General features: G+C 38.4%; 24 protein-coding genes. 18 read left to right on the forward strand and 6 right to left on the reverse strand.

Annotated elements, in window-relative coordinates; translation table 11 throughout:
* Window positions 1-34: 34 nt before the first annotated feature.
* Window positions 35-652, forward strand: a complete 618-nt coding sequence (locus tag J0J33_RS03955) for a sugar O-acetyltransferase (protein WP_173816825.1) — start codon at window positions 35-37, stop codon at window positions 650-652.
* Window positions 653-688: 36 nt separating this feature from the next.
* On the opposite strand, the gene J0J33_RS03960 is transcribed toward J0J33_RS03955, so the two are convergent.
* The gene (locus J0J33_RS03960) at window positions 689-865 is read right to left on the reverse strand and encodes a DUF2929 family protein (RefSeq protein WP_017369403.1); all 177 of its coding nucleotides are present in this window, start codon (window positions 863-865) and stop codon (window positions 689-691) included.
* A gap of 106 nt (window positions 866-971) precedes the next feature.
* Here J0J33_RS03960 and J0J33_RS03965 point away from each other — a divergent pair, with 106 nt between their 5' ends.
* On the forward strand, window positions 972-4,088 hold the full coding sequence (locus J0J33_RS03965) for a DNA polymerase III subunit alpha (RefSeq protein WP_206888233.1): 3,117 nt from the start codon (window positions 972-974) through the stop codon (window positions 4,086-4,088).
* Between the two features lie 9 nt (window positions 4,089-4,097).
* Here the strand turns inward: J0J33_RS03965 and J0J33_RS03970 are convergent, their stop codons facing one another.
* The gene (locus J0J33_RS03970; protein WP_019292642.1) at window positions 4,098-4,751 is read right to left on the reverse strand and encodes a hemolysin III family protein; all 654 of its coding nucleotides are present in this window, start codon (window positions 4,749-4,751) and stop codon (window positions 4,098-4,100) included.
* Window positions 4,752-4,918: 167 nt separating this feature from the next.
* Between J0J33_RS03970 and J0J33_RS03975 the strand changes: the two genes are divergently transcribed.
* The 5 genes from J0J33_RS03975 to J0J33_RS03995 all read left to right on the forward strand — a co-directional run bounded on the left by J0J33_RS03975 (window position 4,919) and on the right by J0J33_RS03995 (window position 8,928).
* Window positions 4,919-5,755: a DegV family protein gene (locus tag J0J33_RS03975; RefSeq protein WP_019292641.1), complete on the forward strand. Its 837-nt coding sequence runs from the start codon at window positions 4,919-4,921 to the stop codon at window positions 5,753-5,755.
* Window positions 5,748-6,572, forward strand: a complete 825-nt coding sequence (locus J0J33_RS03980; protein WP_029343524.1) for an SGNH/GDSL hydrolase family protein — start codon at window positions 5,748-5,750, stop codon at window positions 6,570-6,572. The genes J0J33_RS03975 and J0J33_RS03980 overlap by 8 nt, the downstream gene beginning before the upstream one ends.
* Window positions 6,562-7,146 (forward strand): YpmS family protein, encoded by a 585-nt coding sequence (locus J0J33_RS03985; protein WP_019294169.1) that lies wholly within the window; start codon window positions 6,562-6,564, stop codon window positions 7,144-7,146. The genes J0J33_RS03980 and J0J33_RS03985 overlap by 11 nt, the downstream gene beginning before the upstream one ends.
* Window positions 7,147-7,263: 117 nt before the next feature.
* Window positions 7,264-7,539, forward strand: a complete 276-nt coding sequence (locus J0J33_RS03990; RefSeq protein WP_003133973.1) for an HU family DNA-binding protein — start codon at window positions 7,264-7,266, stop codon at window positions 7,537-7,539.
* A gap of 243 nt (window positions 7,540-7,782) precedes the next feature.
* On the forward strand, window positions 7,783-8,928 hold the full coding sequence (locus J0J33_RS03995) for a cysteine desulfurase family protein (protein ID WP_029343523.1): 1,146 nt from the start codon (window positions 7,783-7,785) through the stop codon (window positions 8,926-8,928).
* Between the two features lie 111 nt (window positions 8,929-9,039).
* Here J0J33_RS03995 and cysK read toward each other — a convergent pair whose 3' ends face one another.
* Window positions 9,040-9,960: a cysteine synthase A gene (cysK, locus tag J0J33_RS04000; protein WP_019294167.1), complete on the reverse strand. Its 921-nt coding sequence runs from the start codon at window positions 9,958-9,960 to the stop codon at window positions 9,040-9,042.
* Between the two features lie 184 nt (window positions 9,961-10,144).
* On the opposite strand from cysK, the gene J0J33_RS04005 reads away from it, so the two are divergent.
* The gene (locus J0J33_RS04005; RefSeq protein ID WP_019294166.1) at window positions 10,145-11,074 is read left to right on the forward strand and encodes a glucosaminidase domain-containing protein; all 930 of its coding nucleotides are present in this window, start codon (window positions 10,145-10,147) and stop codon (window positions 11,072-11,074) included.
* 100 nt (window positions 11,075-11,174) lie between these two features.
* Here J0J33_RS04005 and J0J33_RS04010 read toward each other — a convergent pair whose 3' ends face one another.
* From J0J33_RS04010 to recU, 3 genes are read right to left on the reverse strand one after another with little or no spacing between them, the layout of a single operon-like run.
* Window positions 11,175-11,801, reverse strand: coding sequence for an MBL fold metallo-hydrolase (locus J0J33_RS04010; RefSeq protein ID WP_019294165.1), 627 nt, complete (start codon window positions 11,799-11,801; stop codon window positions 11,175-11,177).
* 3 nt (window positions 11,802-11,804) lie between these two features.
* Window positions 11,805-13,892 (reverse strand): transglycosylase domain-containing protein, encoded by a 2,088-nt coding sequence (locus J0J33_RS04015; protein WP_206921790.1) that lies wholly within the window; start codon window positions 13,890-13,892, stop codon window positions 11,805-11,807.
* Between the two features lie 31 nt (window positions 13,893-13,923).
* Window positions 13,924-14,574 (reverse strand): Holliday junction resolvase RecU, encoded by a 651-nt coding sequence (gene recU, locus J0J33_RS04020; protein ID WP_019294163.1) that lies wholly within the window; start codon window positions 14,572-14,574, stop codon window positions 13,924-13,926.
* 272 nt (window positions 14,575-14,846) lie between these two features.
* Between recU and J0J33_RS04025 the strand changes: the two genes are divergently transcribed.
* The 10 genes from J0J33_RS04025 to J0J33_RS04070 all read left to right on the forward strand — a co-directional run bounded on the left by J0J33_RS04025 (window position 14,847) and on the right by J0J33_RS04070 (window position 22,014).
* Window positions 14,847-15,374, forward strand: a complete 528-nt coding sequence (locus tag J0J33_RS04025) for an SLOG family protein (protein WP_029345876.1) — start codon at window positions 14,847-14,849, stop codon at window positions 15,372-15,374.
* 136 nt (window positions 15,375-15,510) lie between these two features.
* Window positions 15,511-15,903, forward strand: coding sequence for a transcriptional regulator Spx (gene spx / locus J0J33_RS04030; protein WP_003133982.1), 393 nt, complete (start codon window positions 15,511-15,513; stop codon window positions 15,901-15,903).
* A gap of 23 nt (window positions 15,904-15,926) precedes the next feature.
* Window positions 15,927-16,208 (forward strand): UPF0223 family protein, encoded by a 282-nt coding sequence (locus J0J33_RS04035; protein WP_019294161.1) that lies wholly within the window; start codon window positions 15,927-15,929, stop codon window positions 16,206-16,208.
* Window positions 16,174-16,962, forward strand: coding sequence for an inositol monophosphatase family protein (locus tag J0J33_RS04040; protein WP_019294160.1), 789 nt, complete (start codon window positions 16,174-16,176; stop codon window positions 16,960-16,962). Before J0J33_RS04035 ends, J0J33_RS04040 begins: the two co-directional genes overlap by 35 nt.
* Window positions 16,963-17,034: 72 nt before the next feature.
* Window positions 17,035-18,318: a UDP-N-acetylglucosamine 1-carboxyvinyltransferase gene (gene murA / locus J0J33_RS04045; protein ID WP_019292629.1), complete on the forward strand. Its 1,284-nt coding sequence runs from the start codon at window positions 17,035-17,037 to the stop codon at window positions 18,316-18,318.
* A complete protein-coding gene (locus tag J0J33_RS04050) occupies window positions 18,311-18,496 on the forward strand; it encodes a DNA-directed RNA polymerase subunit beta (RefSeq protein WP_017370713.1) in 186 nt (61 codons plus the stop codon). Before murA ends, J0J33_RS04050 begins: the two co-directional genes overlap by 8 nt.
* Before the next feature lie 153 nt (window positions 18,497-18,649).
* Complete coding sequence (gene tig / locus J0J33_RS04055; protein ID WP_019292627.1) at window positions 18,650-19,933, forward strand: trigger factor; 1,284 nt, start codon at window positions 18,650-18,652, stop codon at window positions 19,931-19,933.
* Window positions 19,934-20,087: 154 nt separating this feature from the next.
* Window positions 20,088-20,420 (forward strand): helix-turn-helix transcriptional regulator, encoded by a 333-nt coding sequence (locus tag J0J33_RS04060; protein WP_019294159.1) that lies wholly within the window; start codon window positions 20,088-20,090, stop codon window positions 20,418-20,420.
* Window positions 20,417-21,094 (forward strand): type 1 glutamine amidotransferase domain-containing protein, encoded by a 678-nt coding sequence (locus J0J33_RS04065; protein WP_019294158.1) that lies wholly within the window; start codon window positions 20,417-20,419, stop codon window positions 21,092-21,094. Before J0J33_RS04060 ends, J0J33_RS04065 begins: the two co-directional genes overlap by 4 nt.
* Window positions 21,094-22,014, forward strand: coding sequence for an NAD-dependent epimerase/dehydratase family protein (locus J0J33_RS04070; RefSeq protein WP_206888241.1), 921 nt, complete (start codon window positions 21,094-21,096; stop codon window positions 22,012-22,014). Before J0J33_RS04065 ends, J0J33_RS04070 begins: the two co-directional genes overlap by 1 nt.
* Window positions 22,015-22,082 lie beyond the last annotated feature (68 nt).

The following is a 22,082-nucleotide window of genomic DNA, read 5'->3' on the forward strand; positions in this document are numbered from 1 at the left end:
TGATATACTGGATGCAATATTGAGAGGAGAAGCCATGTCAGAGTATCAACGTATGATTTCAGGACAACTTTATAGAGCATCTAAGATTGAAAAAGAGTATGATCCACAACCAGGAAGAGTACTTGCCCAAAAGATAAATCAAACCAGCCTAATGGATCAAAAAGAAATTATTGCTTTAGAGAAACAATTGTTTGGGAGTACAGGAAAATCTATTTATGTGAATCCGCCACTTCAAGTCGATTATGGTTTTAACACACACATTGGTGAAAATTTTTATGCCAATGTGGATTGTATTTTTTTGGATGTTGCACCAATCACTATTGGAGACGATGTGATGTTTGGACCTCGCGTAAGCCTGATTACACCATTGCATCCTATCGATGCAGCTGTTCGGGTTCGAGGGCTTGAATATGCAAAACCAATCGCTATTGGCGATCGTGTATGGCTCGGTGCAGGTGTTATTGTGAATCCAGGTGTTAGTATTGGCGAAGGAACGATTGTAGGGTCAGGAGCAGTAGTTACTAAAGATCTGCCCGCACATGTCATCGCTGTGGGAAATCCGGCACGTATTTTAAGAGAAATTAGTGAGACAGATCAAGAGTATTGGGAGCTACAAGAAAAGGATTATTATGACACAAAAAAAGCAGATTAAAAACCTGCTTTTTTTGATCGGTCTTTGAAAGAGAGATTAATGCTTTGGTTCCACAACTCCGACTTTACTAATGAGTAAAACAAAAAGTCCGAATACCAGTGAGACAACCAAAGTGCTAAACGGCTTGTCAGCTACCCCAGCGAGTGCGGTCATGATGTAACCTACAACTTCGCCGATAACGGCTGACCAGAAAAGAGTTACAAGTACTTTCATAATAATTCTTCTTTCGATTTTTCTTCAAAATAAAGTATAATACTATTAGAGCTAAAATTCAAGAATTATGCGAAAAAAGTATAAAAACAAAGGAGAAAGGAGCCAAATGTTTGCACAACTCAACACCAAAACAGAGTACAGTTTTTTAGATAGTGTTGTCCGAGTAGATGATTATCTGAATGTGGCAGAAAAAATGGGCTATAAACAGCTCGGCATTTGTGATGTCGGAAATTTACATGGTGCTTATCACTTTGCGATTGAAGCACAAAAGAGAAACATACAGCCCATTATTGGGGTTGAGCTTGTTTTTGAGCTGGACAGTTTACCTGTATCCTTTAGTTTTATTGCTAAAAATACTGAGGGTTATAAAAATCTTTTAAAAATCTCTTCCAGTCATAATTACGGTCGTCACCGTTTTTCTGATATTGAGAGTTTTTTAAATGATGTCGTTCTAGTGGTACCAGAGTCTTATGCGAATCTCTCAGCCCTTTCACAGATTCAGGCAGAAGTATATGTTGGCATCTTGCCTACAGGTGCCGGAGGAACTTCGCTTCAGTTTCCGCACCTTCCTTTTCAGCCTGTGCGCTACTTATCACAGGTCGATAATGAAAGCCTTGAAGTTCTACATGCGATTCGTGATTTAATACCTTACAATCAAGAGTTGACTTTGTCAAATGACCAACTTTTGCAGAGACCAGAAATTTACGAAAAATTATATGCTAAGAATTATCCTCAAGCCTTAGATAATCTTGAAAACTTAGTTGCAAATATTGCGTATGACTTTAGTGAGAAGTTAGGCTTGCCTCAGTTTGATAAACAAAGAAATGCAGCGGAGCTTCTTCGTGAAAGAGCAGAAGTCAATCTGCCTGCAGGAGAAGACTATCGTGCACGTCTCAATCATGAACTATCGGTCATCCATCAAATGGGCTTCGATGACTATTTTCTTATTGTTGCCGACTTATTACGCTATGCAAGTGAAAACGACATCTATTGCGGCATGGGGCGTGGCTCTGCTGCTGGTTCATTGGTGGCTTATACTTTAGGCATTACTCATGTTGATCCGGTAGCAAATAATCTCTTCTTTGAACGTTTCCTTAACCCTGAACGTGTGGCAATGCCCGATATCGATATTGATATGCCTGATACCAAACGGTCCGAGTTGCTTGCTTATATGAAGCGGCGTTATGGTAGCGACCATGTGGCGCAGATCGTGACTTTCTCGACCTTAGGTAAACGACAAGCTTTACGTGATGTCGGAAAGGCTTTTGGGATGAACGAAGCTGAGCTTTCTTCTCTCACACGCATGTTGAGACAACGGTTTGGTTCGCTTCGTGATGAATATGAGGAAAATCCTAAACTTAAGGCTGAAATTTTACGCGACAGTCGATTGCAAAAGGTGTATGAGATAGCTACTCGTATTGAAGGCTTACCGCGTCAAACATCGACACACGCTTCGGGCGTGGTGTTAAGCCAAGAATCCTTGGTCAATTACGTGCCTCTAAAACCATCCGATGATTTGGCCTTGACACAATATGAGGCACCGGATGTTGAAGCAATTGGTCTGTTGAAAATCGACTTTTTGGGTTTACGAAATTTAACGATAATTGAGCGATTATGTGAATTAGTACAAAAACGAAAAAATGTTCACATCGATCCTTTGCACATAGATTTAGAAGATGACAAAACGTTAGCACTTTTCCGGGCTGGAAATACTCTAGGTATTTTTCAATTTGAGAATCCACAGATGAGACGTTTTTTGCATAATTTAGCTCCAACAAAGTTTGAGGATATTGTTGATGCGACATCTATTTTCCGTCCAGGCCCTTCACAGTTTATTCCCCAATTCGTTGCCCGCCGACATGGACAGGAAAAAGTAGAAGTTATTGACGAGACACTGACAGAAATATTAGCGCCAACCTATGGTATTATGATTTATCAGGAACAGATCATGCAAGTTGCACAACGCTTTGCTGGCTTCTCTTTGGGTAAGGCTGACTTGCTCCGCCGTGCAATCTCAAAGAAAAAAGGAAAAGAATTTGAAGAACTCCAAGCTGAATTTTTAGCAGGAAGCTTAAAGTTGGGGCACACCGAAGCACAAGCGATGGAGATATATCGTCTGATTGAACGTTTTGCTAATTATGGTTTTAATCGTTCTCATGCCTATGCTTATGCTGCTCTAGCTTTTCAAATCGCTTATTTCAAGGCGAATTATCCCGATGAATTTTATGAGGTTCAGCTGCGAGACCGTAAAAGAGAGAGCATGATGCAAGACGCTTTGGATAATGATTTTCAAATGGAGCAACCTTCCATCAATCGGATGCCTTATCATGACAGAGTAGAAAATGGTAAAATCGCCTTGGGCTTAGCAAATGTACGGAGCATTCCACGAGATATGGCATTTTGGATTGTTGAACATAGGCCCTTTAGTGATTTAGCAGACTTGGTGAAAAGTTTACCTCAAAATTTCCAGAAAGAAGATTATTTGCTACCACTTGTACAGATTGGAGCTTTTGATGATCAAGACATGAACAGAGGGAAGCTGGCTCAAAACTTATCAACTCTCATTGATTATAGTCAAAATATTCAACTGGATCTCTTCGGTGCATCTGCCTTAAAATTCTCTTTTCAAGATGCAGAAGATTATCTGCAATCCGAGAAATACGAGTATGAAAAGCAGTTTTTAGGTGTAGGGATTACGCCACACCCCTTGCAAACTTTAGCACTTAAACTGAAAACAAATTTTACAGCACTGACTGATTTGCAAAAAAATAAGCGAGCGACTGTTTTAGTCGAGCTGCTTGCTGTGCGTACCCATCGTACAAAGACAGGAGAGACAATGGCTTTCCTATCCACAACTGACAGTAAAGAAAATTTTGATATTACACTTTTCCCAGAAAATTATCGGCGGTTTATGGCAAATCTCGAAAAAGGAAAATTTTATTTAATTTCTGGCAAAGTTTCTGAAAGAAACGATGCTTTACAGATGCTAGCTGATCGTGTCATCGAAGTAGAAGAGACAGACCGTAAACTTTGGTTGAATCTTGAAGATGCAAGTCATAATACGCATATTTCTCGAATTTTACGGGAGTTTCCTGGAGGAATACAAGTCATTTTGCATTTTGCTGACACAAAAAAAACCACACAGACTCAAGTCTATGTGGAAGAAAATGATTTACTTTTGAACAAGTTGAAAACCTATGTCTTAAACGCTGTTTATAAATAGCGTTTTTTCTTATGATCCCACATAACCATAGATGGAGAACCACATCAGCATTGCAGCACCAAGAACAAAAAGATGCCAGACCACGTGAGCGAAAGGGAATTTATAACGGTATATAATTGCACCGACAGAGTAAATTACGCCTCCTCCAACGAGAAACCAGAAGCCATAGGCAGGCAGAAGCTGCCAGAGAGGGTAAATGGCAAAGAGGATGACCCATCCCATAACAATATAAAGGACAGTTGAACCTCTAGGCACGGTATTCCATCGTGGGAGGTAGATAGCTGTAACGACTATTCCCAAGATCGCACAAAGCCAAACAAGTGCTAACATTCCCCAGCCTAGCCAATTTCCTAATGTAACGAGGCAATAAGGGGTATAAGTTCCTGCGATGAGTAAAAAGATACCGCTATGATCAAAAACTTGAAAAACTTTTTGAGCGCGTGTAAAGTGTAGGCTGTGTGCCAAAGTTGAAAAGAGAAAAAGTAGTACAAGAGAGGCTCCATAAATTGAGAAAGCAACAATCTGTATCGGTGAATGATTGGCTACTCCTTTAAGTATGAGTAAAACAAGTCCTGTAATAGCAAGACCAGTTCCGACTCCGTGTGTGATGGCATTAAAGACCTGGTCGACAATTTGATAAGCGCGAGAAGCTGGCTTTTCCATTGATCTCCTTCTTTCCATAATAATTTCGCTTTCTAAAATCAAAATATTTATAAATTTGAAAAAGAGGATTAGCGAAATTGCAGTTCATTTGGTATAATATTAATATATATTAACATAGATTGTTTAGAAAAGAAATCGAAGTCTTTTTATTTTGATTTGGAGAAAATATGACAATTAAAATTGTGACAGATTCATCAATAACTATTGAACCAGAATTAGTAGAAGAACTTGATATTACTGTAGTTCCATTGTCGGTAACTATTGACGGGACAACTTACCTTGATTCAGACTTACCCTTGGACTCATTTATGGAAAAAATGAAGGCTTCTAAGGCATTGCCTAAAACAAGCCAACCTCCTGTAGGGGTCTTTGCAGAAAAATATGAAGAAATTGCCAGTGAAGAAGATGCGATTATTTCCATCCACATCACTGAAAGTTTAAGCGGTACAGTACAAGCAGCACGTCAAGGGGCAATGCTATCTGGCCGTGATGTAACAGTTCTTGATAGTGATTTTACGGACCAAGGTTTGAAATTCCAAGTAGTGGAAGCCGCACGATTGGCTAAAGAAGGTCTTGGAAAAGAAGAAATCTTGAAGAGAATTAATCACGTACGTGAAAATACAGAACTGTTTATTGGGATTTCGACGCTCGAAAACCTGGTTAAAGGCGGACGTATCAGTCGTACAACCGGAATCGTGGGAAGTCTCTTGCATGTACGTATCGTGATGGAACTAAAAAACCGTGAGCTAGGTGTAATGACACGAGGACGTGGGAATAAGACATTTACCAAATGGTTAGATGAAACGGTAGAACACATCGCAAACTCTGGACGTAAAATTCGTGAGATTGGCATTTCACATGTAGAAGGACTTGATTTTTCTAATAAAGCGAAGGAAGCTTTGCAAAAATTTGTTGAAAAACCAATTTCTATCCTCGATACTAACTCTACTATTGCTACTCATACAGGACCGGGTGCTTGGGCTGTAATGATTGATTATGAATAAAAAACTGAAAATTATTCTTGAACTTGCTGGCTTTTTGCTAGCAAGTTTACTTGTATTCTGTTTGCTTTCCTTGATGAGTACTCCAGCTGGCAACCGTTTAAAAGAAGAAGTACAGGATCAAGATAAAATCGTGAATTACGTGGCATTGGGAGACTCATTAACAGAAGGTGTTGGTGATGCAACAGGCCAAGGTGGCTTCGTCCCTCTTTTAGCAAAAGAGGTAGAAAACCAAACCACAGGAAAAGTAGAGTCACAAAACTTTGGTCATGCAGGTGATACAAGTACCCAAATCTATGAAAAAATGCAGGACAGAGAAATCCAAACTGCTATAAAAAATGCAGATTTTATCACTTTGACTGTTGGTGGGAATGATGTTATGAAAGTTATCCGAGATAATGCTGCTCGTCTTTCAAAACTTAAAGAAAAAGACTTTGAACAACCTGCGCGTAATTATCAAAATGAGCTGAAAAAAATCTTTGAGACTATTCGGCTAAATAATCCTAAGGCTCATGTCTATGTTTTAGGGATTTATAATCCTTTCTATATGAATTTTCCTAATATAACAGCCTTGCAAACAATCATTAATAATTGGAATATCGCAACAGAGGAGACGGTAAAAGAAGAAAAAAATACGAGTTTTATTGCCATTAACGATTTGCTTTACAAAGGAATCGGAGGGGAGAAAGGGATTTCTGAAAGTCAGTCTCAAATCAATGATCTCCTTTATACAGCAGATAGTTTCCACCCCAACAATATTGGCTATCAAATCATGGCTGATGCAGTATTTAAAGAATATCAGGTGATCAATGAAAAATAAAAAAACAATCTGGAAATGGCTCTTTCTTGCTCTATTAGCAATTAATCTTGGAACTTTTGCTTTTATTTCGAGTCGCGTATTTAATGTGCGGGACCAACAATCTTTGAGACAAGTAAGTAAGCCTAAAGAGACGACAGAAGTCGCTAAAATAACGACTAATCGGGACCAGTTAAACCAGCTTATTAATACTTATCTGCAAGATTTTCAGACTTCAGACATGAGTTATAAATTCTATCTATCAAATAGTCAAGCTGTTTTAGAAGCTTCTTACCAACTTTTTGGCCAAAAAATTCCACTCTATATTTACTTTGAACCTTTGGCTTTAAATGATGGTTCTGTTGCACTTCAGGTGAAGAATGTTTCGGCAGGGACATTGAACTTACCAACAAGTGCTGTTCTTGCTTATGTGAAGTCAAGCATTAAGCTTCCAGCCTTTGTAGAAGTCTTACCGACGAAGGATCAAGTCATATTACATCTGCCACAACTTACTTTAGCAGATAATTTATATTTAAAAGCAAATCAGCTAGATTTAGTCAGTGGAAACTTTACTTTTAATTTGATGATTCAACCTTAAAATCAGCTAAAAACCGCAGAAAAACGCTGTTTAGGCTTGCAAAGGTTCACAACATTTGATAAAATGAAAAGTGCCTAATAAGAACAGGTAAAACAAAATATGGAGGACATTTTTAAAATGGCTAACAAACAAGATCTTATTGCTGAAGTTGCAGCAAAAGCTGGATTGACTAAAAAAGATGCTGAAAAAGCAGTTAACGCTTTCGGTGAATCAGTAACTGAATTCCTCGCAAAAGGAGAAAAAGTTCAACTTATCGGTTTCGGTACTTTCGAAACTCGTGAACGTGCAGCTCGCGAAGGACGCAACCCACAAACTGGTGCAGCTATCCAAATCGCAGCAACTACAGTTCCTGCATTTAAAGCTGGTAAAGCTTTGAAAGACGCTGTTAAATAATCTAGCGTAGAAATACTGATACCGTGGTTAACCATGGTATTTTTTATTGTCTTTGATTATAAAAATTTGTAGCTCTTGCATGTTTACTTGCAGTAAAACAGAATGAAGATAACAGTTGAGTATATAATGATTTTCAAGCTGTAAAAAGCGAGAAAAAAGTGATAGAATGTAAGGATGAAAAAATGCTTCCGCTGCTTAAGCTAAGGAAGCTGCTAAATGTTATTCAGAAATGGGGAAACTAAAATCATTTACTTTGATAATTCAGCCACTACCGCTATAAATCCAGAAGTTTTACGCACATATACAGATGTAGCCACTAAAATTATGGGAAATCCCTCGAGCTTGCACAGTTTAGGAACAACTGCAACACGTCTTTTGGAGGCTTCACGCCGTCAAATCGCGGATCTACTTCATGTTAATACAGAGGAAATTTACTTCACAAGTGGTGGAACAGAAGGCGATAACTGGGTCTTAAAAGGTGTGGCATATGAAAAAGAAAGATTTGGGAAGCACATCATTATCTCAGCCATAGAACATCCTGCAGTTAAAAATACTGCAGCATGGTTAGCTACGCAAGGATTTGAAATTGATGAAGCACCTGTTGATGAACGGGGATTTGTTAAAGTTTCAGAACTTGAGGCATTAATCCGCGAAGATACAATTTTGGTATCTGTCATGGCCGTAAATAACGAGATAGGCTCTATTCAACCGATCAAAGAAATCGCTAAACTCTTGGAAAATCGTCCTACCATTTCTTTCCACATCGATGCTGTCCAAGCCATTGGTAAAATAGCTGTTGAGGACTTTATGTTGGAACGTGTGGACTTTGCAACATTTTCAGCGCACAAATTCCACGGGCCACGTGGTGTCGGTTTTCTTTATATTAAATCAGGGAAACGCTTAGCCCCTCTTTTACATGGCGGTGGTCAGGAAAATAACAAGCGTTCGACGACTGAAAATGTTGCTGGTATCGCTGCTACAGCTAAGGCTCTTCGTCTTGCACTATCTGATTTTGATCATAAAGTTGAGAAAATTCGTCAAATGAAAGCAATCATCTTTGAGGAACTCTCTAAGCAAGAAAAAATTATCCTTTTTTCAGAAATGGATGACTTTGCTCCCAATATATTGACCTTTGGAATTCGTGGAGTTAGAGGAGAAGTTGTTGTTCATGCTTTTGAAAAACATGAGATTTTCATCTCAACAACATCTGCATGTTCTTCGAAGAAAAATGCTGCTGCCGGCACACTCATGGCTATGCATGTCAAACCTGATCTTGCAACCAGCGCTGTACGTGTTAGTCTGGACCATACAAATAATATGTTAGAGATTGAAGCCTTTCTTACAATCTTCCGCAATATTTATCAAGAAATGCTTAAAGTAGCGAATTGATAAAAGAATAAAAGCCCCGATTAAGTGTCGGAGCTTTTTTATCTGTTGTTTAAGTAAAGACGTGGCTAAATTACAACTATTGATGTTTCTCTTAAGTTAAGAGTTTAAGAATTAAAAATCATAGAGTTCTGTAGAGAGGTAGCGCTCGCCATTGTCGGCAGACAAGGTCAATACTTTCTTTCCTTTACCTAATTTTTTCGCAACTTCAAGAGCAGCCCAAATTGCTGCACCACTTGAAATCCCTACAAGGAAGCCCTGGCTAAAACCAATTTCGCGAGCAGTAGTAAAAGCTTCTTCCACAGGGACATCAATTACTTCATCATAAGAAGAAGTGTCCAAAGCTTTAGGGATAAAAGGAACACCAATCCCTTGAAGTTTATGGGGCTGTGGTTGCCCGCCTGTTAAGACAGGAGAACTTGCAGGTTCTACCGCATAACTTTTGAGATTAGGATTTGCTTTTTTCAGTACATGGGAAACCCCAGAAATAGTTCCACCGGTTCCCGCACCAGCCACAAAAGCATCCAAACCTGTTTCACCAAAAACGTCCAGTATTTCTACAGCTGTTGTGGCTTCGTGAGCAGCTGGGTTAGCCGGGTTGTCAAATTGAAGTGGAAGGAACCATCCTTTTTCTTCTGCAAGATGCTCTGCTGTAGCAATAGCTTCATTCATTCCTCCAGCAGCTGGAGTTAAAATAAGTTCAGCACCGTAAGCTTGAATTAATTTACGGCGTTCAAGTGAGAAGGTTTCAGGCATGACAATCACAACTTTGTAGCCTAAAGCAGCTCCGACAAAAGCAAGTCCGATTCCAGTATTTCCAGAAGTTGGTTCAATAATAGTCCCACCTTCTTTTAGTAGTCCATCCCGCTCTGCTTGCCGAATCATATTGAGGGCAATACGGTCTTTTACTGATCCTCCAGGATTAAATGCCTCAAGTTTAACGTAAACCTCAGCACTGTCTTCAGGAAGATTGCGAAGCTTGATAATGGGTGTTTGCCCAATGAGTTCAGTAATGTTTTCATAAATTTTAGACATAGAGTTCTCCTTTTATCTTTGATGATCCTGCTTCTTATTATAAAACCTACTTTATCAGTTTTACATAAAAAAAGCGAATAAGCGCTATAAAAATATAATATCAAGGATTATATAGTTTTACATTAGATAATAAATAGTATATACTTAGAAATAATGAATATTTTATTTATGGAGTTTTTATAAGATGAATACAAAACACAAATTTTTATTTGGCGCAGCTGCTGTAGCCCTTACAAGTCTTGGGGCTGTGAAAGCACAAGCAATGTCAGTACAAGAGTTGGCTGAAGCAGCAACTCCAGTCGCAAACGAATATGGTCTTTACCCCTCTGTTATGATTGCCCAAGGTATTTTGGAAAGCAGTGCTGGACAAAGTGCACTAGCTGTAAATTATAATAATATTTTCGGTGTGAAATACACTTCAGGAAATCCAGTTTATTTGCCTACACAAGAATTTCTTGACGGACAAATGCATAATGTCGTGGAACCTTTCCAAGCTTATGCTTCAGTTGCAGAGGCTTGTGCTGCACAAGCACGTTTATTACGTGGCTCTTTCTTGTATTCAGGTGTTTGGCGTGAAAATACAAGCTCTTATCAAGATGCAACCGCTTGGTTGCAAGGACGCTATGCTACAGATCCAAATTATGCCTCAAAATTAAATGCTGTTATTGCGCAATATGGTTTAACAGCTTATGATGGCGGAGAAGTCGCTACAACTTCAACAACAAGCTATGTGACAACTACAACTTCTACAGATACAAGTTCATACGGTACACAAACTTATACTGTTCAAGAAGGTGATACAGTCTATGATATTGCAGCACACTATGGTGTATCAATGGATGCAATTCTTTCCCAAAATGGTCTCTCAGCTACAGAACACATCATGCAAGGCCAAGTTCTCCAGATACCAACAGCTGGGACTAGTGCAACGACGACAACTTCAACTACAAGTGCTTCAACGATGGCAACAAGCACCGTTTCTAGTTCTTATACTGTTCAATCAGGTGATACTTTAACGTCAATTGCCTCTGTTTATGGAAGAACAGCAGATGAACTTGCCGCAATGAACGGTATTACAGGAAATATCTATCCTGGCCAAACATTATCTGTATAATAAAAAACATCTCTATATTAATATAGAGATGTTTTTTTTGAGGGAAATTTCTGGAAGCTTACTAAGCTGAATATAAAAAAGCCCATTGGGGCTTTTTATATTAGAAAAATGGATTATAAAGTTTTTCTTTTCCAATCGTTGTGCTTGGACCGTGCCCTGGATAAACCGTATAATCATCGGGAAGGCTAAAAAGTTCTGCCTCAATGGACTGTAGTAATTGTGTGTGATTCCCACTTGGAAGATCTGTTCTTCCAATCGCACCAGCAAAAAGTGCATCACCGGAAAAAATAAGCCTCTCTTCTTCGAAAACAAGACTAATTCCTCCAATAGAATGTCCGGGTGTGTGGCGCACGTGGAATTTTAGCCCAGAGAGATTATAAGGTGTATCACAGACATAATATTCATCTATATTAGTCTTACAAGTGACAGGAAAGGGGAGCATTAAAGCTGAAGCATTAAGCTCGGGGTTTTTGAGCCACTCTTTTTCATTTTCATGTAGATAAACTTGAGCATTAGGATAGGCTTGCTTGAGGGTGTCAAGTCCCATAATATGGTCAAAATGTGCATGAGTCAAGAGAATAGCACTTAAAGGCTTGCCAATCTCTTGGAGTTTTGCAATAATTTTTTCTGGTTGACTGCCAGGATCAATAAGTATACTAAAAGCAGAATTGCTCAGGATATAAGCATTTTCCTGAGCAATTTCACTAACGATTTTCTCGATTTTCATAAATTAATTTCCTGTTACACTAAGGTCAGAACCTTGTTTTACGACATCGCTTGGCATTTGCCAGTCTGCAACAGATGTTGGATCAGGATATAAATCTGTCATCATTGCTTTGAAAACTTTAGCAGCGATATACATATTTTCGCCATAGACAGGTTGTAGTCTATTTTTGTAACCTGTCCATACAGCCATAGAATATTGTGGTGTGTAACCAACAAAGTTTTCGTCTGGTGCCATTGAACCACCTTGGAGCTGAGCTTGCGTGATTCCAGCTGTTTCAAGAGCTTTAGGATATTCAGCATCATCGTAGTTGGAAGTTCCTGTTTTCCCTGCTTCAGGAAGACCAGGAGTTTGTGCATAAAGCCCTGTAGAAAGAGCAGGTATTGTTCCGTCGTTTCCTTTGATAACATCTTTGAGAATATCAGTAATAAGATAAGCAGTTGAAGACTTCATCGCACGCGTGCGCTCTGGCTCATAAGTTTTTGTTGAGCCGTCAGGCATTACAATTTTCGAAACATAGTAAGGTTTTGTGTAAATACCATCGTTCGAAAAAGCAGCATATGCAGCAGCCATACGTTCAGAGCTTGCACCATATTGAGAATCACTACTTCTTGAGTTACTTGAAATCCCATTAGCGAAAGTCATAGTTCCTGGTTCAAAAATAGGGTTACCTTTGTCATCATATTTTCCTGTTTCTACAGGATACTTAAATCCGAGTTTGTTGGCAAAAGCAGTCGCATTGTCCAGTCCAACAGCATCCAAAGTTTTAATAGCCGGGATATTACGTGAAAGAGCTAAAGCCTGTCGTACGGAGATATTTCCTAGATACTGATTGTCCCAGTTGTTCAGTTGAATATTTTGAGCATCGGGATAGAAGTAAGGACCAGAGTCGGAAATAGTTTGGGCAGTGCTTGTATAAATGCCATTTTCAAAGGCAGGTGCGTAGTCGATGAGTGGCTTCATCGTTGAGCCCCAGTCACGAGTAGATTCTGTTGCAGGATTTGAACCAAACACCGCAATTTCTTGCTTACGTCCACCGATTTGGGCCGCAACGCCACCTGTCTGTGTATTAATCAAAGTTGAAGCAACTTGAAGTTCGTCATCAGTGAATGGTACAGAATCATTGGTATTGACAATGTTGAATAGATTTTCCTGCGCTTTGCTGTCAAGCGTAGTATAAATCTTTAAGCCAGCATTTGGCGCATCTGTTCCTGTTTCTTGATTGGCTTGCTTGATGGCTTCGGTGATGAAGTCATTGGCATATTCAGGAATGTTCACACCGCTCTTCAAGTCTTGAAGACCGTCATCGATTGGTGTATTGATGGCTTCATCTCTTTGTTTCTCAGTGATTTTACCATTGCGGTACATCGCATTGATTACCAAATCGCGACGATACTTCGCAGCTTCTGGGTTTTTATAAGGATTATAAGTATTTGGTGCTTGTGGCATACCCGCAAGTAGGGCTAACTGTGCGATAGACAAGTCTGTTAACGGTTTATTATAGTAAGCTTGAGAAGCTGTCCCCATACCGTAATAACCGTTTGCCATATTGACTTTATTGACATAAGCAGTAAAGATTTGCTCTTTTGACCATTTTTGGTCCAGCTGTAAGGCAAGCCAAGCTTCTTGAATTTTGACTTTCATGTTTTGGTCAGCTGAGTCAGTAGAGAAGAAAGACAGTTTAATCAACTGCATATCTAAGGTAGAACCACCTTGCATATGTCCACCACGTAAGTTATTGACTAAAGAACCAGCAATACGTATTGGGTCAACACCGCGTGTATTGAAAAAGCGGCGGTCCTCAATCGAGGTTACAGCATTAACAAGCATGACAGGTATATTATCAGTCTGTACTAAATCACGTTGTTCCGCACCAAGAGTAGCAATTACTTTCTCATCCTTGTCATAAACGACCGTTGATGGGGGTGACTCCAATTTGCTCATATCTAATTTTGGTGCATCTTTTGCGTAATAAATAAAGAGCGCACCAGCAGCAACAAAAGTCAGAATAATTGTTGAAAAAATCAGAATTAAAGCCCATTTCAATGTTGAAATGAGAGATCTTTTAACTGCAGTGTTTTTATTTCGATTCATTTTTGATTTTTTTCGTTTGTTAGTAGGAATTTTAATTCACCTCGCAAAGTTGATTAACGATATCCAAGTAAGGGATTCTAGGAATCTGATTTGATGGGATTTGATAAGCATGTTGCTTAATATAATCAAGAGGAATAGACTTTAAGCCTTTTTTTTCTTGATAAAAACGAATCAAATTCTCAGATGGCAAGTAGTAAGTTTCGTCCAAAGAGGCAAAGTGTAAGAGCACAAAGGCAATGCCTTTTTGTTCAAGAACTTTGGACATATGGACGATTTGATGCTCATGAAAATTTTTCAGAGGAAAACTTGTCTTCTGATGGGTTTCCTTAGCTTCAAAATCAATATATCTTCCCTGATAGACGCCAGAATAATCTGTAGTTGAAGCCTGTCTAAAGTAGGCTTCGGTAATTTTAGCACGGCTACGTTGGGGATAGTCAACCTTTACAATTTGGATAGGAGTGGGTTTTTTATGAATCACAGCGATATCATGTGCAAGATAATAATCATTAGTCGCATTGATCTCTGCTTCAAAGTTCATACCACGTTTACCAAATTTTACTGCCGATTTAGATTTTACCATATTCGGAGTACTTTTCGCAGCGTTATGCACCACTTTTTTCTCTGTTTGTTTTCCTGAAAAATTTTTTCTTTGTTTATTTAATCCTTGAGGATATTTTAGCATGTGTGTTTTTCCATATATTAAATTGTTACTTCTATTGTATAATGTAATTATAGCAAATTATTTGTCTTTTGGATTATTACAGTTAAAATGGTATCTTATTGTAGAGTTTGCGATTAGTTTCTTTACTTTCAAATTTTAATAACAGCAATAAAAATAGCTCCTTTATTTTTGCGTAAGTCGTATAAAAAGTATAAACGAGGAGAAAAGATGTTTTTGGATAATCAAGAAAAGAAAAAATATGATGCCTTATATTGTGCAAGGAAGGATCCGTTATGAAAACATTGCTTATTACAGGTTACACAGCTTTTGATTTAGGGATTTTTGATGAGAAGGATATCAAAATTAAAATTATCAAAAAAGCCTTTAAAAGAAGATTGGAAGCGTATCTGGACAAAGGATTGAAATGGGTTATTTTCACGGGTAATTTAGGCTTTGAATATTGGGCATTACAAGTTTCTAAAGAATTACAAACAGAATACGAGTTCCATATTGCAAGTATTTTTCCCTTTGAAACGCAGGGAAAAAACTGGAACGAGGCGAATCAAGCAAAATTGCGTGAATTTAAAGATGTAGATTATGTTAAATATGCTTACGAAGATTACGAAAATCCAAGTCAATTTCGTCAGTATAACGATTTTTTGCTCGAAAATTCAGATGGTTCTTTAGTTTTATATGACGAAGAAAACGAAACTAAGCTCCATTTTATTACGGATAGGATGCAAAAGACATCAAATTATAATATGGAATTGATTAGATTTGAAGATTTACAAGAAATTTGTGACGATATGAACAATATGTAACATAGACACAAATTCTTACACAATAGTAAAAAAACGCACTTTTTTTAATCTATAATTTTTGGTATAATAAGTAACAAATAATAGCGCTGCTCAAGTTTAATAATTGGTTACAGCCTAGATAGAATGGGGAAAGAAAGTGGTTGATTTATACTTATCGCCTTCATGTACAAGTTGCCGTAAGGCACGTGCATGGTTGGACAAACACAGTGTCCCTTATACGGAGCACAACATTTTGACACAGCCGATGACAAATGATGACTTACGTAAAATTTTGTCAAAAACAGAAAACGGAACGGAAGATATTATTTCAATTCGGTCAAAAATATTTCAAAAGCTTGCTTTGGATCTTGATGAGTTGACCATTAACGAGTTGATTAATCTTGTAACAGAGTATCCAAACCTTTTACGTCGTCCGATTATCACAGATGATCGTTTGTTACAAATTGGTTTTAATGAAGACGAGATTCGTGCTTTCTTACCTCGTCATTATCGTCGTGCGGAAATGAAACGTGCCGTAAACGACTTCTAACTGAATAAGGGAGAGTGGGAATAATGAAAGCTAATTATCAATATCCACTTGATTTAAGTTGGAGTACTGCTGAAATGACTGCAGTGCTCTCTTTTTTCAATCAAGTGGAAAATTTTTATGAGAGTAAAGTGAACAAAGAAGAATTCTTGGAGGCTTATAAAACATTCAAGAAGATTGTACCTTCCAAGATGCAAGAAAAACAGCTGGGGCGAGAATTCGAAGAAAACAGTGGTTATTCGCTTTATCGTGCCGTCAAGGAGGTACAAGCGAGTGAAAGACAATTTGTTCGCTTTGAAAAAGCTTAAACAAGCAAAAACTTGGGTGAGAGAAGCCGGAGCTTTTCTTCGTGATAATATTCATCAAACTTTGGAAGTTTCGCAAAAAAGTAATTTTAGTGATTTGGTGACAAATTTTGATCAGCAGGTTCAAGAAATCATCATTGAAGAAATTAGGAAGAATTATCCTCAGGATAAAATTCTAGCCGAAGAAGCCGGACGAAATACAGCAGCTTTTGACCGTAGTCAAGACAATTTTTGGATTTTAGATCCTATTGATGGTACGATAAATTTCGTGGTGCAGCAAGATAACTTTGCTGTGATGCTGGCTTATTATGAAAAAGGTCAGCCCCAATTTGGATTAATTCTTGATGTAATGGCGGACAAACTTTATTGGAATAACGCGCAAGAAGTATTTTGCAATGATAGAAGGCTTTTCTATAAACCGCAAGCATTTGAAAAAAGTCTACTTTCAATCAATTCAATGATTTATCGTAAAAACTTATATAAACTAACGGACTTTAGTTTAACTACTTTAGGAGTAAGGATGTTAGGCAGCGCAGGAATGGCCTATGCGGACCTTCTTGAAGGAAAAACTGTCGCTTATTTTAGCCTTTTACAACCTTGGGATTATGCCGCAGGAGGTATTTTGACCGAAAAACTCGGTTTTGTGACCAAAACCTTTGAGGGAGCAAAACCCAATCTTATAGACCGTCAGTACGTTTATAGCCTGCCTGCACATTTAGTTGAACAACTAATACAAAGGACAGACATAATCCTGTAAAGTTGACGAAAAGATTCATTGTGCTATAATTTAGGGTGTCTTTCAGAATAAAGAAATTATAGGAATGTATAAATGGATAAAATAATTGTCAAGGGTGGAAATACCCGCCTTAAAGGAACTGTAGAAATTGAAGGAGCAAAAAATGCTGTTTTGCCTTTGCTTGCAGCGACACTTTTGCCAAGCGAGGGAGAAATTATTCTTCGTAATGTTCCTATCTTGAGCGATGTTTACATGATGAACAATTTAGTGGATCATCTTGGAGTTGACTTAGAGTTTTCAGAAGAAAGCAAGACGGTTCACGCACAAGCAGCTTCTAAAGTAAAAACAAAAGCACCCTACGAATTTGTAAGCAAAATGCGTGCCTCTATCGTTGTAATGGGTCCAATTTTAGCTCGAAACGGGCATGCTCGTGTCTCAATGCCCGGAGGTTGCTCAATTGGTTCGCGTCCTATCGATCTCCACTTGCGTGGCTTTGAATTGATGGGGGCGGAAATTACTCAAGAAGCGGGTTACATTGAAGCTAAGGCTGAAAAGCTACGTGGTGCACATATCTATTTGGACTTCCCATCAGTAGGTGCCACACAAAACTTGATGATGGCTGCAACTCTAGCAGAAGGAACAACAACTTTAGAAAATGCAGCACGCGAGCCTGAAATTGTTGACCTTGCAAATTGGCTCAATAAGATGGGTGCAAATGTCAAAGGTGCTGGTACAGATACAATTATTATCAAAGGTGTTGAAAAAATGCATGGAGCTAACCACGCAGTTGTACAAGACCGTATCGAAGCTGGAACCTTCATGGTAGCAGCGGCAATGACACAAGGCGATGTGTTAATCAAAGATGCGGTTCGTGAGCACAACCGTCCCTTAATTTCTAAATTGATTGAGATGGGTGTGGAGTTTGTCCAAGAAGATGAAGGACTTCGTGTTCTAGGTCCTGAAATCTTAAAAGCAACAAATGTAAAAACTTTACCACATCCTGGTTTCCCAACAGACATGCAATCGCAAATGACTGCGGCTCAAGCTATCGCTAAGGGTGAATCAACAATGATTGAAACGGTTTTTGAAAATCGTTTCCAACATTTAGAAGAAATGCGTCGTATGGGCTTAACGGTCGATATTACACGTAACACAGCCATCATCCAAGGCACACGAAAATTACAAGGTGCACAAGTTAAATCAACAGATTTACGTGCAAGTGCAGCATTAATTTTGCTTGGTATGGTTGCGCAAGGTCAAACTACAGTACGTAAATTAAGTCACCTTGATCGTGGTTATTACCGCTTCCATGAAAAATTAAAATCACTTGGAGCAGATATTGAACGTGTTCCAGAACTTGAGGAAATTGATGATTAAAAAAACGATTAAAGTATTAGGCGTTCGCCTTTCATTAGTCTTTTTAGTTCTTGTACTTGTCCTTATAGCAGGTGCAGCGGGCTTGATGTTAGGCTATGGTGTACTAGGCGGCGGACAAGCGTCCCGTGTTTTTAGTGGCGACCTATGGCAAGAAGTCATGCAACGTTTAAATCCATAAAAGTTTGCTTTTGCAAGCTTTTTTTTTGATTTAAACTCAAAGAAAAGCGCGAAAAATAATTGTTCAAAAAGTTGAATTCACTCAGTTTTTATGCTATTCTAGAAAGGTATGAAATTTCTGAGCTCAAGGCTCATAAATAAGGAGAAATAATTAATGACTGCAAGTTTTGAAAAAACTGGTGTTAACACTGGTACACTCTCATTTTCAATCGACCAAGAAACAATCAAAAACGGTCTTGACAAAGCTTTCAATAAAGTAAAAGGTAATATCTCAGTGCCTGGTTTCCGTAAAGGTAAAATCAGCCGTCAAATGTTTAACCGCATGTATGGTGAAGAAGCTCTTTTCGAAGAAGCTTTGAATGCCGTATTGCCAACTGCTTATGATGCAGCTGTAAAAGAAGCAGGTATCGAACCTGTTGCTCAACCAAAAATTGATGTCACTAAAATGGAAAAAGGTTCTGACTGGGAATTGACAGCTGAAGTAACTGTTAAGCCTGAAGTAGAACTTGGTGACTACAAAAACTTGGAAGTTTCAGTAGAAGCAACTAAAGATGTTGCTGATGAAGAAGTTGAAGCACGTTTGACACAAGAACAAAACAACCTTGCTGAATTGACTGTTAAAGAAGGTAAAGCTGAAAACGGAGATACAGTAGTTATCGATTTTGTTGGTTCTATCGATGGTGTTGAATTTGAAGGCGGAAAAGGTGCGAACCACAGTTTAGAACTTGGTTCAGGTCAATTTATCCCTGGCTTTGAAGAACAACTTGTTGGCACTTCAGCTGGCGAAGAAATCGACGTGAAAGTGACTTTCCCAGAAGACTACCAAGCTACAGATCTTGCGGGTAAAGAAGCAGTATTCGCAACTAAAGTTAACGAAGTTAAAGCAAAAGAAGTTCCAGAACTTGATGATGAATTAGCAAAAGATATTGACGAAGAAGTTGAAACTTTGGATGAGCTCAAAGCTAAATTCCGTAAAGAACTTGAAGATGCTAAAGCTGAAGCTTACAACGATGCTGTTGAAACTGCAGCTATCGAAACAGCTGTAGCAAATGCTGAAATCAAAGAAATTCCTGAAGAAATGATTCACGAAGAAGTTCACCGCGCAATGAACGAATTCCTTGGTGGAATGCAACAACAAGGTATCTCTCCAGAAATGTACTTCCAAATCACAGGTACTACTGAAGAGCAATTGCACGAACAATACCAAGAAGATGCTGGTAAACGTGTGCGTACAAACCTTGTTATTGAAGCAATTGCTAAAGCAGAAAACTTCGAAACTACAGATGAAGAAGTTAAAGCTGAGATTGCTGACTTGGCTGCACAATATAACATGCCTGTTGAACAAGTTGAAAAACTTCTTCCAGTTGACATGCTCCAACACGATATCGCAATGAAGAAGGCTGTTGAAGCAATTACAGATTCAGTTAAAGTTAAATAATTGTTTTATATAAAAATAAAAACTCATAGCCTTTGGTGCTGTGAGTTTTTTTATTTTCTTAAAAAAAAACGAATAGGTTGTCAATCCAATTTTTTGACAGTAAGGTTAGATAATGGTTTAATGATTTAAAAACATAAACCAATAAGGAGTAATAATGAAATTTGAACATTTAAAACATGAACTAAGTGAAGTCAGCGACTTTTTAATTGCTTTAGGTGATGAAAAGAGACAAGCAATTATTATTAAGTTATTGGAGAAGAGTGATTGCAAAGGCATACAAGTTGGAGATTTAATCGAAGCTACAGGCTTATCGCGCCCCGCTATTTCACATCATTTGAAAATCTTAAGACAAGCAAAGATAGTCAATTATCGTTCAGAAGGAACAAGAAACTTTTACTATCTTGAACACGATACATCAGAAATTATGAAATTACAACATTTTCTGGATGAAGTAACAAGGATAATGAAAGGAAAGCAAGAAAAATGAATAAAGTTTTGATTGTCGAAACAAATATTAAGCGTTATAAGAATACCGATGAAGCGACAGGGCTTTGGCTGGGCGAAAGTGCAGAATTTGTTGATGAACTCCAAAAACATGGTATTGCTTATGACTTTGTTAGCCCAAATGGTGGCTATGTTCCACTTGACCCACGGAGTATGAAATATATGGATGAAGCCATTTGGAACATTTATGAGCGGCAAGACTTTGTCGAAAGAGCTTTAAAAAAGACTTTGAAACCTGAGGAAGTAATCTCGCAAGACTATCGTGCCATATATTTCACAGGTGGCCACGGTGTGATGTGGGACTTTCCAGATAATCCAGAAATAAAAGGTATCGCCCAAGCTATTTATGCGCATGGTGGTTATCTCACTTCCGTTTGTCATGGTATCGCTGGTTTACTTAATCTTAAGAACCAAGAAGGTCAATACATCATTTCAGGGAAAAAGATAACGGGTTTTACAACAGCTGAAGAAGTTCTTGCAGGCAAGAAAAAAATCGTTCCTTTTCTCAATGAAGAGGTAGCCAAAAGCCGTGGGGCAACATGGTGCAAAAAAAGATTCTATAAAGATTTTGCCCTCCAAGATGGGCAACTTATCACGGGACAAAATCCGTTTTCTGTAAGGTCAGTCGCTAAAATGCTTATAAAGGAGATTGCATAATGCAAACAATACTAGGAAGTAATGGACAGATTGGTCAAGAGCTGGCCAAGGAACTTTTTAAAAAATATACAAAAGATATTAGGCTTGTGAGTAGAAAACCACGTAAAGTAAACCCAACAGATAGCTTGTTTTCGGCTGATTTACTGAAGGCTGAGGAAGCGCATGCAGCGATTGCTGGCAGTGAGATTGTTTATTTTACAGCCGGTTTACCGATGAATTCTGAGCTTTGGGAAGAACAATTTCCTCTGATGATGAAAAATGTCATTGACGCTTGTAAGCTGCACCAAAGTAAATTGGTTTTCTTTGATAATACCTATATGTACCCTAAAAATGCGGAAATACAATATGAAGACACTAAATTTGAACCGACGGGAAGAAAATCCACGGTACGTGCCCGATTAGCAGAAATGATAATTGAGGAGATAGAGCACCATTCGCTCGAAGCTGTAATCTGCCGCGCGCCGGAGTTTTATGGCCCAGGTCAGACGCAGAGTATAACAAATACAATGGTCTTCAATGCAATTAAAGAGAATAGAAAAATAAAAATTCCCTTGAGTGCTACTCGTTTGAGAACCTTGATTTGGACACCCGATGCTAGCCGTGCAATGGCTCTCATAGGGAATGATGCGGATGCTTATGGTCAAACTTGGCATTTGCCATGCGCACCAAGCTTGACTTATCAGGACATCATTACACTTTCAGAAGAAATCACAGGAAAAAAACTTCAATACACAATAATTAAGATGTGGCAATTCAAATTGGCGGCCCTTTTCAGCCAAAAAGCGAAAGAATTGCAAGAGCTTCTTCCGCGTTATGCAGAGGACAATGTATTTAATTCAGACAAGTTTAAAAAACATTTTCCAGAGCTTGAAGTAACAAGCTTTGAAGCAGGTGTAAAACAGGTGCTTTTAGAGAAATAGCCTTATGAAAAACTTCCTGATGGATCGTCTTAATTCATTTGATATCCAGAAGGCAAAATGATAAACTT

The organism is Lactococcus sp. LG1267 (assembly GCF_017309545.1).
Lineage (GTDB): Bacteria > Bacillota > Bacilli > Lactobacillales > Streptococcaceae > Lactococcus > Lactococcus petauri.

What these genes read in the sequence shown, in the direction of transcription:
- J0J33_RS03955 (WP_173816825.1), top strand. Translation starts at nt 35, where the DNA reads ATGTCAGAGTATCAACGTATGATTTCAGGACAACTTTATAGAGCATCT.
- J0J33_RS04005 (WP_019294166.1), top strand. Translation starts at nt 10,145, where the DNA reads ATGAATACAAAACACAAATTTTTATTTGGCGCAGCTGCTGTAGCCCTT.
- J0J33_RS03980 (WP_029343524.1), top strand. Translation starts at nt 5,748, where the DNA reads ATGAATAAAAAACTGAAAATTATTCTTGAACTTGCTGGCTTTTTGCTA.
- J0J33_RS03975 (WP_019292641.1), top strand. Translation starts at nt 4,919, where the DNA reads ATGACAATTAAAATTGTGACAGATTCATCAATAACTATTGAACCAGAA.
- J0J33_RS04035 (WP_019294161.1), top strand. Translation starts at nt 15,927, where the DNA reads ATGAAAGCTAATTATCAATATCCACTTGATTTAAGTTGGAGTACTGCT.
- recU (WP_019294163.1), bottom strand. Translation starts at nt 14,574, where the DNA reads ATGCTAAAATATCCTCAAGGATTAAATAAACAAAGAAAAAATTTTTCA.
- J0J33_RS03970 (WP_019292642.1), bottom strand. Translation starts at nt 4,751, where the DNA reads ATGGAAAAGCCAGCTTCTCGCGCTTATCAAATTGTCGACCAGGTCTTT.
- J0J33_RS04025 (WP_029345876.1), top strand. Translation starts at nt 14,847, where the DNA reads ATGAAAACATTGCTTATTACAGGTTACACAGCTTTTGATTTAGGGATT.
- J0J33_RS04060 (WP_019294159.1), top strand. Translation starts at nt 20,088, where the DNA reads ATGAAATTTGAACATTTAAAACATGAACTAAGTGAAGTCAGCGACTTT.
- J0J33_RS04010 (WP_019294165.1), bottom strand. Translation starts at nt 11,801, where the DNA reads ATGAAAATCGAGAAAATCGTTAGTGAAATTGCTCAGGAAAATGCTTAT.
- J0J33_RS03960 (WP_017369403.1), bottom strand. Translation starts at nt 865, where the DNA reads ATGAAAGTACTTGTAACTCTTTTCTGGTCAGCCGTTATCGGCGAAGTT.
- J0J33_RS04050 (WP_017370713.1), top strand. Translation starts at nt 18,311, where the DNA reads ATGATTAAAAAAACGATTAAAGTATTAGGCGTTCGCCTTTCATTAGTC.
- tig (WP_019292627.1), top strand. Translation starts at nt 18,650, where the DNA reads ATGACTGCAAGTTTTGAAAAAACTGGTGTTAACACTGGTACACTCTCA.
- J0J33_RS03990 (WP_003133973.1), top strand. Translation starts at nt 7,264, where the DNA reads ATGGCTAACAAACAAGATCTTATTGCTGAAGTTGCAGCAAAAGCTGGA.
- J0J33_RS04065 (WP_019294158.1), top strand. Translation starts at nt 20,417, where the DNA reads ATGAATAAAGTTTTGATTGTCGAAACAAATATTAAGCGTTATAAGAAT.
- J0J33_RS04070 (WP_206888241.1), top strand. Translation starts at nt 21,094, where the DNA reads ATGCAAACAATACTAGGAAGTAATGGACAGATTGGTCAAGAGCTGGCC.
- murA (WP_019292629.1), top strand. Translation starts at nt 17,035, where the DNA reads ATGGATAAAATAATTGTCAAGGGTGGAAATACCCGCCTTAAAGGAACT.
- J0J33_RS03965 (WP_206888233.1), top strand. Translation starts at nt 972, where the DNA reads ATGTTTGCACAACTCAACACCAAAACAGAGTACAGTTTTTTAGATAGT.
- J0J33_RS04015 (WP_206921790.1), bottom strand. Translation starts at nt 13,892, where the DNA reads ATGAATCGAAATAAAAACACTGCAGTTAAAAGATCTCTCATTTCAACA.
- cysK (WP_019294167.1), bottom strand. Translation starts at nt 9,960, where the DNA reads ATGTCTAAAATTTATGAAAACATTACTGAACTCATTGGGCAAACACCC.
- J0J33_RS03985 (WP_019294169.1), top strand. Translation starts at nt 6,562, where the DNA reads ATGAAAAATAAAAAAACAATCTGGAAATGGCTCTTTCTTGCTCTATTA.